Source organism: Bartonella sp. AA86SXKL, assembly GCF_042196885.1.
In genome coordinates, this window is the sequence record NZ_JBHIRE010000009.1 from 2,714 (window position 1) to 16,000 (window position 13,287).

Annotated in this window: 6 protein-coding genes; all 6 read left to right on the top strand. The window is 38.1% G+C overall.

Annotation, left to right across the window (positions count from 1 at the left end; all coding sequences use genetic code 11):
- The first annotated feature begins 165 nt into the window (after positions 1-165).
- The 6 genes from ACFIO5_RS05385 (at position 166) to ACFIO5_RS05410 (ending at position 13,093) form a co-directional block, all read left to right on the top strand.
- Positions 166-4,059 (top strand): autotransporter outer membrane beta-barrel domain-containing protein, encoded by a 3,894-nt coding sequence (locus ACFIO5_RS05385; RefSeq protein ID WP_375705138.1) that lies wholly within the window; start codon positions 166-168, stop codon positions 4,057-4,059.
- Positions 4,060-4,691: 632 nt separating this feature from the next.
- On the top strand, positions 4,692-8,300 hold the full coding sequence (locus ACFIO5_RS05390) for an autotransporter outer membrane beta-barrel domain-containing protein (RefSeq protein ID WP_375705139.1): 3,609 nt from the start codon (positions 4,692-4,694) through the stop codon (positions 8,298-8,300).
- A gap of 824 nt (positions 8,301-9,124) precedes the next feature.
- Entirely contained in the window at positions 9,125-9,625 is a 501-nt protein-coding gene (locus tag ACFIO5_RS05395; protein ID WP_375680822.1) for a hypothetical protein, read from the top strand.
- On the top strand, positions 9,613-9,855 hold the full coding sequence (locus tag ACFIO5_RS05400) for a hypothetical protein (RefSeq protein WP_375680821.1): 243 nt from the start codon (positions 9,613-9,615) through the stop codon (positions 9,853-9,855). The genes ACFIO5_RS05395 and ACFIO5_RS05400 overlap by 13 nt, the downstream gene beginning before the upstream one ends.
- Before the next feature lie 44 nt (positions 9,856-9,899).
- Positions 9,900-12,299, top strand: coding sequence for an autotransporter outer membrane beta-barrel domain-containing protein (locus ACFIO5_RS05405; protein ID WP_375705140.1), 2,400 nt, complete (start codon positions 9,900-9,902; stop codon positions 12,297-12,299).
- Between the two features lie 605 nt (positions 12,300-12,904).
- Positions 12,905-13,093 carry a hypothetical protein gene (locus ACFIO5_RS05410; RefSeq protein WP_375705141.1) on the top strand — a complete coding sequence of 63 codons (189 nt, stop codon included), beginning with the start codon at positions 12,905-12,907 and terminating at the stop codon, positions 13,091-13,093.
- Positions 13,094-13,287: the final 194 nt, after the last annotated feature.

The following is a 13,287-nucleotide window of genomic DNA, read 5'->3' on the forward strand; positions in this document are numbered from 1 at the left end:
AAAGGAATAAGTGCCGAAAAAAGCACTGTGTCTTTAAACAATGTAACCGTCACTAAAGCGACAACAGGCATATTTGCAAATAATAACTCCACAATAACAGTCTCTGGAGGTTCATTCGACGGAAAAACTGATGGGGTATATGCGAAAGAAGGCAGCGCCATTACTTTGGACGAAAAAGCTGCAGTTACATCATCTGATGGTTACGGACTTCATGCAGAAGGTCCAGCCAAAATCACGAAGACAAAAGGTGCTGTAAGTGGAAAACAAGCTGCATTATTTGCAGAAAAAGGTGGACAGATTGATGCCACAGATGTTGCTTTAACAACCACAGATGACAAAGGAACTGGCGCAAAAGCCGATGGCGCTGACAGCGTCATTACATTAAAAGGCACAACAACCATTGAAAAAGTTGCAAACGGCCTTGATATACAAAATACAGCTACAGCAAGTATGACCGGTGGTTCCATTAAAGCATCTCAAATAGGTGCTCTTTTCAACGCTAGCGGAAATGATGAAAATAAAAACACGCTGGACAATGTAAAAATATCGAGCAGCAAAGATGACGCCTTGATAGATAAAGGAATAAGTGCCGAAAAAAGCACTGTGTCTTTAAACAATGTAACCGTCACTAAAGCGACAACAGGCATATTTGCTAATAATAACTCCACAATAACAGTCTCTGGAGGTTCATTTGATTCAAAACAAGCAACAATATTTGCGCAAAACGGCAGCACAATCACTATAAATGATTCTAAAATTACATCATCTGATAACACTGGGCTCCGGGCAAAAGACAATGGCACCATCAAAATGACGAAAGGAAAAGTTAAAGGAGGAATTTATGCAGCATTAACTGCTGAAAACGGTGGACATATTAATGTTACAGATGTTTCTCTCTCAGTAGCCACAGGTGGTGGAGCTGGTGCAAATGCCAGCGGACCTAATAGTATGATCGAATTGCACGGAACAGAAATTGATCATGCTTTTCTTGGGCTTTATGCAGAAAAAAATGCTATAATTAAAATGACCGGAGGAACTATTACAACTTCTACAGTTGGTGCTACCTTTTATGACAGTAAAAACAATGAAAATAAGTTGGAAGATGTGACAATATCGAGCAGTCAAAAAGATGAAACAGTGGTGTTTACAGGATTAAATTCCCAAGCAAGCAATGTCACTTTAAAAAATGTACACATTACAAATGCAAAATTCGGCGTATATGCAATGGATCATTCTAAAATCAAAATATCAGGAGGATCATTTGTTGGAAACGATATAGGGATTAACGCAGAGAGTGGCAGCACCATTGCTTTAAACAACAATGTTACAGTCGCATCATCTAGTGGTAATGGACTCCGTGCAGATGGTTCAGGATCTAAGATCACAATGGCAGGAGGAAAAGTAACAACAATAGGGAATACACAAACTGCATTATTTGCAGAAAAAGGTGGACAAATTGATGCCACGAATGTTGCTTTAACAACAGATGGCAAAGGAACCGGTGTAGAGTCCTTTGGTCCTGATAGCACAATTGAATTGCATGGCGATACAACAATTAACAATACTTTGAACGGTCTTGGAGCAGTTAATGGTGGTAAAATTACCAGTGAAAATTTAACCGTAGTCGGTGGTGAAACAATTGATCAAGACACCGACAAAAGCCGCTCTGGTGTATGGACAACGGACGCAGGGAGTGAAATTACGTTAACGGGCAAAACATCTATTAAAAATGTTGATGAAGGTTTTTATGCAGATGGTGGGAGTAAAATCATTAGCGGAGATTTAACAATAACCGGTGGTGAAAGTAAAAAAATAACCGTTGGTGTAAACGTTGCAGAGCCTGATAGTGCTATCGAATTAAATGGTAAAACAACCATTCAAAATTTTGATGTTGCTCTTACCGCAGGAAATAATAGCACAATTAAGATGATTAATGATGATATTGAAGCAGCACAGAATGCCATAGAAAACCAAATAGAAGCAAAAAAAATTGCACTAGTCGTAGCATATGGTGGACATATTGATCTCACAGATGTTTCTTTAACAGCAGGAGTTAGCGGCGTACAGTTCTTAGATCTCTTTGGTACCAAACTCGATGAATCAGATGATTCAAAAAAACATCCAAGTAGTGAAATTAATTTAACCAATGCAGATATTCACGTTGAAAATGGTACAGGAGTTCTCGTTGGGGCTCTCACTAACGATAACATTGAAGATACTCAAGAATTGTCAATCGGTACGCTCAATCTTAAAGATTCAAAAATTCATGCTGACGTATTATTAGGAGATGGCATTTTTTGGGACAAAATGTCATGGAAAGATAAAGAGTGGTGGGATGGTAAAGAGGTTAAAGCGATCTCCAACGGCACCTTCACCTTAAGCGCAGATCAGTCTATTCTAGAGGGCAGAGCAAATATTGCTAAAGACAGAAATGTGCACTTTGATCTAAAAAATAAGACAACATGGACGTTGAAAACCAGCACAAACGAAAAAGATGATGATGGCAATCTACTTGATATTGCTCAAAGATCTCGTTCTGATGTTTCTGTGCTAAACCTCAACAACAGCTCTATCGTTTTTGAGAAGCCAACAGAAGATCACTACCAAACATTGCATATAGGTTCTGGTAAACCAGACACGCAAGAAGTCTACAATGCAACGGATGATGCGAAGATTTACTTCAACGCTGAATGGAGTGATGGTGCTGCAATAGAGGACCAAAAAACCGATAGACTTTTGATCCATGGAGATATCTCTGGAACCACATCAGTTTATGTTACGGGGCGCTTAGAAGAGAACAATATCGAAGCAAATACCTCTGCTGCTGCCAATATCCGTGGTCTTTCACTCATTCAAGTTTCTGGAAAAGCAGAAGAAAACTCTTTCAAACTGGTAAATGGCTATACCACAAGAGATGGCTTACCGGATATGTATACACTACGTGCCTATGGACCAGAGTCAAGCCATGGACAAGCCGATGTTGCACAAAACCTCTTTGATGAAAAGAATGAAAATTTCTGGGATTTCCGTTTACAACCCGAGCTGCTTAGCTCCAATTCTGGTTCAAATCCTGATCCTGAAACAAATATCCCTACCGTTGCCCTTGTACCACAAACAGCAAGCTATTTGGTCATGCCAAATGCTCTCTTCTACAGTGGATTAACCGATATGGCTAAACAAAACGCGCTTTTAGCCAATATCAGAACATCCGTCTTAGGAAAAGAAGAGGAGAAACAAACTGGTTTCTTCCTTTACACCTATGGAAGCACAGGAACTTTATCTTCTGAGCGTGGTCCTCTCAAATATGGTTATGGTGCTGATATCCGCTATGCTGCTCTCCAAGCCGGAGTCACATTGGCAGCAATTGAAGGGCAAAATACCACAACACATTTCGGTCTTGTAGGCACCTATGGGCAGCTGTCGTTCACACCAAAGGACATGAAAGATGCAGGAAAGAACACGCTGGATAAATGGGCCATTACAGCCTATGGCAGCGTGCAGCATGACAATGGTTTCTATATGGATACACTGTTATCCTATGGAATTCTAAAAGGAGATATCGACAATGCTATCATTGGCAAAACCGCAAAATTGAAAAACGCCAAAATGTTGAGTATCTCCACCACTGTTGGCAAAGAGTTTGTAACCGGAATGGAAGGCTTAACCTTTGAGCCACAAGCACAAGTTGCCTATCAACATTTGATGTTTAATACCATTGAAGATGCTGATAATTTTACCGTTGATATGAAAAATCCTTCTCAATGGTTAGTACGCATTGGTGGACGTTTGACAAAAACCATTTCCACTGAAAACAACCGTCCTATGTCTTTCTATGGAAAAGTAAACTTGATCAAAACCTTTGGTGATGATAGTACCATTCATATTGGCAGAGATTTTGACCTTGATCCTATGGGACCTGCAATTGAAGGCGGCGTTGGCATCAATGCACAACTCTCCCACAATTTCTCGCTTCATGGTGATGTAAGTTATCAACAAAAGCTTCAGAAAACTGGTATAAGTGGTGCAAGCTTTTCAGGTGGTATACGCTATCAGTTTTAAATCAAGGCTGTAAATAGCCTATCATTCTATTCAATTTAACAAAAAGGCAGCACAATATGCTGCCCTTTTTGTACATTAAAGTCATCCTTTTTCCTTTTAAAGCACCCTTCCCTCTTTATACTTAGTTCTTTACGAAAATCTCCAAGACAAGACACAACAAACGCAACAGAGCACTTCCATCCCCAGTGGATGAAGAGTACTTCCTACTTTGAAAAAAAGAGAAGTCTATTAGAAATAAATTAATACCACTGTATTGAAAGATGAAAAACCACTTTAAGCCCAAGTAAGTTAGCTTTTTTACTAGCTTCTTCTACATCCTTTTTTTCCCTCATAACCCCAATTTGCGTCATATAATAATCCCTACCATCACGTAAAAACCACTATATCAGTATCTCACAATATTTCTCTGAATAATAATATTCAAAATTATAATTCTTTAAATAAAATCAATTATAAATACATTTTGTATTAGAGATAATTAATATCAATTATTTTTTAATTTTGACAAAAAACCAAAAATGTCTTACCAAATAAAGACAATTACTGAAATTAATAACAACTATCCATTTTCACTTCTTCTTATGAAATTCGCGGGGAAATGAATATTGGGGGCTCTCATAAGGAGAATACTAGTGTATAAAACATCCCTTTTATCATGCACGGCTACAGCCGCTATCATCCTGTTCAATATCCAGTTCAGTGCACATGCTGAAACCCTCGTAGTTTCTGAGGGAAAACAACAAGAAGTATCCGATAAAACCTACGAAACTATTCACGCAAAAGACGGTGGCAAAATCATTGGAAAACATTTAACCATTGTTACGAATAAAGATATAAACCAAGGCACAAACAAAACCGTCTATGCTGTAACAGCAGAAGGTGCTGACAGTGCGATTGAGTTACTGGATGGCACAACCATTAAAGGCACTGGTTCTGGTATTTTCTTAGGCCTTGAAACCAAAGACGGTGCTACACTTCAAATGACTAAGGGAACAATTACATATTCTGGAATGGAGTCCTCCTCATCTGGCATTTTATCTAGCACTGGTGCTTCCTTTTCTGACAGTAAGAGTAAAAAAAACAAGCTGGAAGACGTGGTAATATCGAGTGAAAACGATAACAGTTCACTATCCTTAGGAATAAGTGCTAAAAACAGCACAGTCATTTTAAACAATGTAACCGTAACTCAAGCACTAAAAGGCATATTTGCAGATGATCACTCGACAATAACAATCTCTGGAGGATCATTTCGTGCAAAAAATACAGCAATATCTGCTCAAAATGGCAGTATCATTACTTTAAACAACAATGTTACAGTCGCATCATCTAATGGTAATGCACTCCATGCAGATGGTATAGAATCCAAGATCACAATGAAAGGAGGAGCTGTCATAGGAGGAAATTTGAATGGACATGAAGGCGCATTACTTACAGAAAATGGTGGACGTATTGAAATTACGGATGTTACTCTAACAACCGATAACTTGGGAAACGGTGTAAATGCCAATGGCTTTGGAAGCATAATTGAATTAAAAGGCAAAACAAGCATTAAAAAAGTTAGAGATGGACTGAGAGCAGAAAAAGGTGGTAAAATCACCAGCGAAGATTTAACAATAACTGCTTATGAAAACCAAGAATACGGCACTTCTGGTATAATAGCCATTAATCCTAATAGTGAAATTCAATTAAAGGGGCATACAACCTTTGAAAAAGTTTCGTACGGTCTTGGAGCCTATAATGGTGGTAAAATTACCAGCGGAGATTTAATAATAGTCGGTGGTAAAGCAATTAATGACAACCCCAATGAAGCACGATCTGGTGTATGGACAGCAGGCTCTGGGAGTGAAATTCAGTTAACGGGCAAAACAACCATTCAAAATTTTGATGAAGGTCTTTATGCAGAGGATGGAAGTAAAATCATTAGCGGAGATTTAACAATAATCGGTGGTGAGTCCGAAGCAGCAACCGTTGGTGTAAACACTTGGGAGGCTGATAGTATAGTTGAATTAAATGGCAAAACAACCATTCAAAATGTTGATGTTGGTCTCGCTATTGGTAAAGATGGCACAATTAAGATGATTAATGGCGCTATTGATGCTAATTCTAAAAGTCTAGATACCCAATCCGACGCCCTTCAGAATGGGAAGAAAAATAAAATAGAAGCAAAAAAAGTTGCAATGGTTGTAATAAATGGCGGCCATATTGATCTAACGGATGTTTCTGCAAAAGTAGGAATCAGTGGCTTACAGTTCTTGGCTGTCTCTGATATTGATAAAAATGAATCAGATGATCCACAAAAACACCAAAGTAGTGAGATCAATCTAACTAATGCAGAGCTTCATGCTGAAAATGGTACTGGAATTTTTGTTGGAGCTTTTACTAACGATAACATTGAAGATATTCAAGGTTTGTCAATCGGTACAGTCAATCTCAAAAATTCAGAAATCCATGCCGACGTATTATTAGGAGATGGTATTTTCGAAAATCCAAAATCTTGGGGAACCGATAATTATTGGAATGATAAAAAGGTTAAAGCGATCTCCAACGGCACTTTTACATTAAGCGCTGATCAGTCTACTCTAGAGGGCAGAGCGAATATTGCTAAAGATAGAACTGTACGTTTTGATCTAAAAAACAAGACAACATGGACGTTGAAAATCAGCAAACATGAAAAAGATGATGATGGCAATCTGCTTGATATCGCTCAAAGATCTCGTTCTGATATTTCTGTGCTAAACCTCAACAACAGCTCTATTGTTTTTGAGAAACCAACAGAAGATCACTACCAAACATTGCATATAGGTTCTGGTAAACCAGACACGCAAGAAGTCTACAATGCAACGGATGATGCGAAGATTTACTTCAACGCTGAATGGAGTGATGGTGCTGCAATAGAGGACCAAAAAACCGATAGACTTTTGATCCATGGAGATATCTCTGGAACCACATCAGTTTATGTTACGGGGCGCTTAGAAGAGAACAATATCGAAGCAAATACCTCTGCTGCTGCCAATATCCGTGGTCTTTCACTCATTCAAGTTTCTGGAAAAGCAGAAGAAAACTCTTTCAAACTGGTAAATGGCTATACCACAAGAGATGGCTTACCGGATATGTATACACTACGTGCCTATGGACCAGAGTCAAGCCATGGACAAGCCGATGTTGCACAAAACCTCTTTGATGAAAAGAATGAAAATTTCTGGGATTTCCGTTTACAACCCGAGCTGCTTAGCTCCAATTCTGGTTCAAATCCTGATCCTGAAACAAATATCCCTACCGTTGCCCTTGTACCACAAACAGCAAGCTATTTGGTCATGCCAAATGCTCTCTTCTACAGTGGATTAACCGATATGGCTAAACAAAACGCGCTTTTAGCCAATATCAGAACATCCGTCTTAGGAAAAGAAGAGGAGAAACAAACTGGTTTCTTCCTTTACACCTATGGAAGCACAGGAACTTTATCTTCTGAGCGTGGTCCTCTCAAATATGGTTATGGTGCTGATATCCGCTATGCTGCTCTCCAAGCCGGAGTCACATTGGCAGCAATTGAAGGGCAAAATACCACAACACATTTCGGTCTTGTAGGCACCTATGGGCAGCTGTCGTTCACACCAAAGGACATGAAAGATGCAGGAAAGAACACGCTGGATAAATGGGCCATTACAGCCTATGGCAGCGTGCAGCATGACAATGGTTTCTATATGGATACACTGTTATCCTATGGAATTCTAAAAGGAGATATCGACAATGCTATCATTGGCAAAACCGCAAAATTGAAAAACGCCAAAATGTTGAGTATCTCCACCACTGTTGGCAAAGAGTTTGTAACCGGAATGGAAGGCTTAACCTTTGAGCCACAAGCACAAGTTGCCTATCAACATTTGATGTTTAATACCATTGAAGATGCTGATAATTTTACCGTTGATATGAAAAATCCTTCTCAATGGTTAGTACGCATTGGTGGACGTTTGACAAAAACCATTTCCACTGAAAACAACCGTCCTATGTCTTTCTATGGAAAAGTAAACTTGATCAAAACCTTTGGTGATGATAGTACCATTCATATTGGCAGAGATTTTGACCTTGATCCTATGGGACCTGCAATTGAAGGCGGCGTTGGCATCAATGCACAACTCTCCCACAATTTCTCGCTTCATGGTGATGTAAGTTATCAACAAAAGCTTCAGAAAACTGGTATAAGTGGTGCAAGCTTTTCAGGTGGTATACGCTATCAGTTTTAAGGAAAGGAAATTCTTCTCGGAACCTCTTATTTTAAGCAGAGCAGCCTGTGCCCTACATGAGAAGGAAAGCACATGTACAAGCGTATGAGACTGAAAAAAGTGTAAAAGCGAGCGTTGCTTTCCCGTTCGTTTGCACAGAAAGGCTGCACAACTCTGTATTGTGCAGCTTTTTTAATTTTCTATAATATTATGTAGCCCTTTTGTTGATATTACCTCTTGTAAATAAACCCTGCTTTTCTTTTCTGCTAAAGTCCTTTTTATTCCTTAAAGAAACCTCTTTCTTCTTCATGCAGTAGATGTACTAGCTTTTCTTTAAAGGAATTCCCTTCACCTCTTTACGGCAGAAGATCTGCTGCAAAATACCTTTTTGCGCAGAAAATCCAATCAGGCATAACAAACATAACACAATGCTTTGTACTCAATTTATCTAAAATGCTCAGGAAATCATAAAGAAGAGCTAAAGCTTTATCAATCATAATAAGTATTATTTAAGTATATACATAAATATATTTTAGATATACAGAAAACAAATATTAAATTTATTATGTGATTGAAATTATAATAGTTTATATTTAATAATTTGTTTTATAAATTATAAATTACATAGTTATTTACAAAATAAAAAACCATTTAATAAAAAATTATTATAGAATACAAGTAAATAATAAATTTAATATATAAATGTAAAAATAAATAAAATATAATATAAATACTTTATATAAAAGTTAAAATAATATAACCTCCCGATGAAAATTGTGTGTTCTTTATCCTTTTTATAAGCGGGGAGAGAATATGCGGAGGCTTATAAGTTAAGGAAAATCTTCATGTCTAAAAAATTTTTACTATCCTGTACAGCTGTTGCGACAATCGCGCTGTTTAGTGCTCATACTAATGTAAAAGCCGAAAAAATCTTAATGAATTTTCATGGAATAACTGAGGAAGCATCCAACTTCACTGTTGGCGGTATAATAGTGATAAAAGGTAGTGGAATAATTGGAAAAAATTTAGCAATAATTCACGACAGCAAAAACATGGAGGACGACTGGTTGAGCACTGTACGCATTATCGAACCTAATAGCTTTCTTGACTTATCAGAATCAACGATTAAGGCTAAAGAAATCGGTGTGATGGCAACAGACGGTGGTATAATAAAAATGAATGCAGTAGGTATTATTGCTCCTACAGTAGGCTTATTTCTCGAAGATAGCAAAAGTGATAAAAACAAGCTGAAAAATGTGACAATAACGAGCAGTAAAGATGACTTAATGGAAAAAGGAATAGCTCTTTATAAGGAAAGGAAAGGAAAGTCATCTTGGAAAACGTAACAGTTACTCAAGCAAAAGTGGGTATAGAAGCGTTGGATAATTCTCAAACAACGGTATCAGGAGGATACTTTAATGCAAAAGAGCATGGAATATACGCTGGTACAGGCTCTACAATTACTTTAAAGAACAATGTTACAGTGTCCTCTGATGAATATGGCCTCAATGCAAATGGTGCACAATCCAAAATCACGATGATTGGGGGAACTGTAACTGGGAAAAAAATGCATTAGTTGCAGCAAATAGTGGATATATTGATGGCATAGATACCACTCTAATGGCAGATGGCAATGGAAAAGGTGCATGGGCTAACGGCCCCAACAGTACAATTGAATTGCATGGCAATACAACCATTAAAGAGGCTATCATCGGACTTGAGGCAAAAGACAATGGTATCATCCAAATGACAGGAGGATCTATCACTGTTTCCGAGACAGGGGCTTCTTTTGAAAACAGCAAGAGTGACAACAACAAGTTAGAAAATGTCGTGATAACAAGCAGCAGCAATGATAAACCGATAACCACAGGTGTAAGTACTGATAAGGAAAGCACGATTATTTTAAAAAATATCACCGTTAAGAACGCACAAAAGGCTCTCTTGGCTAATGATAATTCCCAAATAACGGTAACGGACGGCGGTTCCTTTGGCGGTGAGGTACAAGCCAAGCAAGGCAGCACAATTACTTTAAATGATAATGTTATAGTAACATCTGAAAATAATGGGCTTCATGCAGATGGTGCACAATCTAAAATCACAATGACTGGAGGAACTGTAAAAGCAAAAGAAGCTGCATTTGTCTTAAAAGATGGCGGATATATTGATGTCACAGATATTTCTGCGAAAGCACAGTGCAATGGGATAAGCATTGATGACTCCAAAAACGATCAGACTTCAAGAATCAACCTGACCAATACAAACCTTTTTGTCGAAGATGGAACGGGTATTGTTGCCAACAATTCATCAAATGGTAAACTCAACCTCAAAGATTCAAAAATCAGTGCCGACAGGTTATTCGTGGGTATAACTCACGATACGCCAAAACCTGATCAAATCTTTACACTCACCGCAGAAAACTCTCTCTTACAGGGGGGAGTAAGAAATGACGAAAACAGCAGAACAACTTTCGATCTCAAAAACGATACAACATGGTTCGTAAACACTAGCACAAAAGAAAAAGATGATGCGGGCAAGTTACTTGATATTGCCCAAAGATCTCATTCTGATGTTTCTATACTTAATCTCGACAATAGTTCCATTGTTTTTCAACAGCCGACAGAAAACCATTATCATACATTGCATATAGGTTCTGGGAAACCAGACACGCAAGCAGTCTACAATGCTTCTGGTGACGCAAAGATTTCTTTTAATGTTGGATCTGTTGAGAGCTCTGATATAATCGATCAAAAAAATGATCGACTTCTGATCCAAGGGGATGTCTTAGGTACAACAACAGTTTATGTTATGAGTGATTTCAAAGATAGCAATAATATAACAGAAGCTTTTCACCCTTCTTCTAATACCAGTGGAGTTTCGCTCATTCAAGTTTCCGGGAAAGCAGATGAAAATTCCTTCGAATTAGCCAATGGTTATATCCAAGCAACTGGTTCACCTTATAAATATAGGCTTACCGCTTATGGACCAACATCCAGCTATGGTGCTGCAAATGAAACACTAAACCTGTTGGGAGAAAATGATAATTTCTGGGATTTCCGTTTGCAGAAATTTATTTTACCACAAGTAGCGAGCTATTTGGCCGTACCTAATGCTCTCTTCTACGCTGGTTTTATCGATATGGCTCAACAAAGTACTCTGTTAGCTGATCTGAGAACAACAGCTATAGGGATCGAAGATAACGTCAAAAAAAATGGATTCTTTCTCTCTTCCTATGGAAGTATCGCAACCCTATCGTCACAACAATATGGCTATAACACAAACATTCGCTATGCTGCTACACAAGCAGGTTTTACAGCTTCTGCACAAAAGAGCCAAAATACAATCCTATATTGGGGTCTTACCGGAACCTATGCTCAATTATCCCTCACCCCCCAAAATATAGAAGATGCAGACAAGAGTACGCTTAACAAATGGGCAGTCACAGCCTACAGCGGTATAGAGCATAATAGCGGTTTCTATATGGATACACTCTTCTCTTATGGGATCTGGAAAGGAAATATCTCTACAGCCATCGCTAACAGTACCACTAAAGTCGATGATATAAAAATGTTAATTGCCTCAACAACAATAGGTCAAAAATTCACAACGGGTATTAAAGCCCTCACGTTTGAACCCCAGGCACAACTTGTTTACCAGCGTCTAATCTTTAATGCCTTTTCTAATGCTGATAATCTTAAAGTTGATATCGGTGAACCTTATCAATGGTTAGTACGCATTGGTGGACGTTTGACAAAAACTACTACCTCCACAGAAAAGAACCGTGTCATTTCTCTGTATGGAAAAGTGAACTTTCTCAAAACTTTTGGTGATGATGGTAAAGTACAGATTGGCGACACCTTTCCCCTTGATCCTACAGGATCTTCTATTGAAGGTGGGCTTGGCATCAATGCAAAATTGTCTCGCAGTTTAGCCCTCCATGGTGATATAAACTATCGAAAAAAGCTGCAAAAAACTGGTATATCCGGAACAAACTTTTCAGGAGGGATACGCTATCAGTTTTAAGGAAAGGCTGTAAATAGCCTATTCATTCTATTCAATTTAACAAAAAAGGCAGTATACATACTGCCTTTTTAATCTATGTAAGCTACTATTCTTATCCCCTGAAACTTTTTTCTTTTCTCCTCAATGATCTCCTTCCCTCCTATTTACACGAGTCACGCGGCATATTCATTATCGAATTTGTCTATAAAGCTAAGCAAAGTGTATTTTTAGATAATAAAAAGAAGACTACATTGGAAAAGATAATGATAAAAGAAACTCTCTCTTCATACCTTTTCTATGTTTATCCTCCTGTTTCTTCAATCCATTAGCTTAACACCACCCTGTAAGGATTCATTTATATGTCCATGTACCGTTTTTAGGCAAACCATTTTGACAATGCTTATCCCTCTAATTCCATACAGTATATTGATTTATAAAGATAATTCTTTATTTTCCATGTTGAATGAGAGTCCCTAATATCGTAGGATTCTCTCATTTCAAACTTGTTTTATGTTGAATCAATTAAAAATTTTCTTGCACGTTACAAGCAGGGCTGGCGTGTGGAGAAAAGTTATATAAGAAAAGCCTGAGAATTCCTCTCATGAACTGCCTCAAGTGCCAAGGGCTTGTCACAAACATTGGGAGCTGGCAAAGTGTGTGATGGGCTTGCTCTTTTATTAAGCGTAAAGGTATCGGCTTACTCCTTCGTAAGCGTAAAGATGATGGGACTCTATGGCTTTAGCGTTATAGCATTCATGAACACCATCGCGAAATGGGCTGTGCTTCCTTATAAAAATGGACTTTGGTACCCTTAGCCTCTTTAAAGAAAGCCTGTGAATAGCCCCCTCATCTCTTCTTCTTATAGCAGAAAAAATTTGCTGATCGTTTTGGTTAGTGCATCAAATAATACATCTCAACACTATAGAGCTTTTATAGCGATTATCTTTAATAGACAATTTTTAAATATCATACTTCATAGTGCATTTAGCATAAGCTTAACCAAGCTAGG